The organism is Pontibacter sp. HJ8, assembly GCF_054824225.1.
Window position 1 is genome coordinate 1 of sequence record NZ_JSYF01000502.1, and the last position, 2663, is coordinate 2663.

2 protein-coding genes are annotated in these 2663 nt (G+C 51.4%); both read left to right on the top strand.

Features of this window, described 5'->3' with window-relative positions:
- Window positions 1-423: 423 nt before the first annotated feature.
- Window positions 424-1686, top strand: a complete 1263-nt coding sequence (locus OB13_RS18595; RefSeq protein WP_461491685.1) for a DUF819 family protein — start codon at window positions 424-426, stop codon at window positions 1684-1686.
- 91 nt (window positions 1687-1777) lie between these two features.
- Window positions 1778-2663: SH3 domain-containing protein (locus OB13_RS18600; protein ID WP_461491686.1), on the top strand; the 886-nt coding region annotated here is incomplete at its 3' end.

A 2663-nucleotide genomic window follows, 5' to 3' on the forward strand; every position in this document is an offset into this window, starting at 1 on the left:
GGCTCCCCTCCTTAGACAAGGAGGGGCAGGAGTAGTTGGATGCTGTAAAGCCATCACATAAACTGCTCCAACTGTAGCAGCAGTTTATGTTAAACCTTCTCCCAGTCCTTAGGTTGAGCGCCTTGTAGGTTTCCGGTGCCGCGCAAGCGGCATTGCGACCGAAGGGAAGCAAAGGAAAGATACACAGCGCGATGCCAAAGGACGATGCCCCGCGGCTTAGAGCGCTCCACAGCCAACTATGAAACAAGAAGTAAAAGGGCATTGGAATACAGGCAACTACGCCAGCAAAAGGCACTTTAACAGCAGGTATAGCCTCAGTTAAAAGCTATAACATAGCAGCAAAAGCAGAAATCAATTCTTGAAATCAAATTATTTAAATAACCTTTACCTTTAACCAACAATAAGCCCACTGGGCACTACACTATGGAAGAAGTCGCTGCACCAGCACCTTTAATCACCAATGATGCCGTTGTGCTAGGTATACTCGTTGTTATTCTGGCCATTATTTTCAAAACATCGTCCAGTGAGCGAAGAGTGTTTAAAAAATTCTATAGCGTAGTACCCGCCCTGTTGCTCTGCTACCTGATACCCAGTTTGCTCAATTCTCTCCACATCATCTCAGGAGAGCATTCCAATCTGTACCACGTGGCCTCCCGCTACCTGTTACCGGCCAGTTTGGTGCTGTTCACGGTGAGCCTGGACCTGAAGGAGATCTGGAAGCTGCGCCACAAGGCCGGCCTGATGTTTATAACAGGTTCTGTCGGTATCGTGATCGGTGGCCCGCTGGCGATTCTCATTGTTTCTACTTTTGCGCCTGAAATAGTTGGGGGGCAGGGGCCGGATGCTGTCTGGCGCGGCCTGTCCACCATAGCAGGTAGCTGGATCGGGGGAGGAGCGAACCAACTCGCTATGTATGAGGTCTTCAAGCCAAACCCGAATCTGTTCTCAGCCGTGATCGCTGTGGATGTGATCGTAGCCAATATCTGGATGGCGGTGCTGCTCTATGGCGCCGGCAGATCGGATAAACTGGATGCTTTCTTCAAAGCAGATAACTCCACTGTGAATGAGCTGAAAGAAAAAGTAGAGCGCTACCGGAAGAGCATCATGAAGTTACCGACCTTAGCAGACACCATTATGGTGGTAGGCGTAGGACTCGGCGTAACGGGGCTGGCCCACTTCCTGGCTGACATCATTGCACCTTGGATTGAGTTGCATGCTCCTTACCTGGAGCAGTTCAGTCTGACCTCCGGTTTCTTCTGGATAGTGGTACTGGCAACGACCTTTGGCATGTTGCTTTCACTCACCAGTGCACGCAAGCTGGAAGGCGTAGGGGCTTCACGCATTGGAAGCCTGTTTTTATACATCATGGTGGCTACCATTGGCATGCAGATGGACGTGGCAGCCATCTTCAGCCAGCCGGGTCTTTTCCTGGTAGGTATTATCTGGATATCCATCCACTTTTTGCTGCTGGTGATTGTAGGCAAACTGGTCAAAGCACCTTTCTTTTTTCTTGCCGTAGGCAGCCAGGCCAATGTGGGCGGGGCCGCTTCTGCTCCGATCGTAGCCAGTGCTTTTCATCCCGCCCTGGCACCGGTAGGGGTGTTACTGGCCATCCTGGGTTACGCCCTGGGTACTTATGGCGCCTACCTGTCTGCATTATTGATGCAAATGGTGGCTCCCCAGTAACGAATTATTATTTTGAAATAAGTGTTCAAAGTTTAATGCCTGTCATCAGGGGCGCGATTGTTGCGCCGGATGATTTTAAACCTATTTCCCTATGATCAAAAAGAATCCTTTTGTGCTGTTGCTGCTTCTGCTGCTTGCCTCCTGTGCCGGCTCCAGAACTGCCTCCGACACAACTGCCCAGGCTACCGATGCAGCGCCTGCAGCAGCTGCTGCTTCTCAGTCTCACATCGATGCTGTCCGGAAACAGTATGCACCGGATAAGCGCGTCGCACTCTTCCAGGTAGAAGCAAAAGGCAACGTACTCCGCGGCGAAACGAATATGCCCGAGGCGAAGGCAGAGCTGATCAAGCGGCTGCAGGCAGCTAATATCGCGTATGTGGACAGTATACAGGTGCTGCCGGAGGCAGAACTTGAAGGCAAGCACCAAGCAATTGTCACCCTCTCGGTAGCCAACCTGCGTTCTGAACCGAAGCATTCCGCCGAACTCGCTACACAGGCCATGATGGGTACGCCCCTGCAGGTATGGAAAAAGGAAAGCAGCGGCTGGTACCTGGTGCAAACGCCCGACAAGTACCTTGCCTGGGTAGATGCCGGTGGTATCGCATTGGTGGATGAAGCCGGATTTACAGCCTGGCAGAAAGGGAAAAAGATGTTGTATACCAAACCCTACGGCTTCGCTTACGCAACTCCTGAAAAGGCAGCCACTACGGTTTCTGACCTGGTGTATGGCGATGTGATGGTGTTGAAGAATAAATCAAAGGACTTTTACGAAGTGTCGTTCCCGGATGGGCGTACCGGCTTTGTGTCAGCGGCGGAGACCATGGAGTACAAAGAATGGGTAGCCAGCCGGAAGCCGACAGAAAACAACCTGGTAGCATCCAGCAAAGAGCTTTTGGGTTTGCCCTATTTGTGGGGTGGGACTTCTTTCAAAGGAGTAGACTGCAGTGGCTTTACCAAAACTGTATTCTTTATGAACG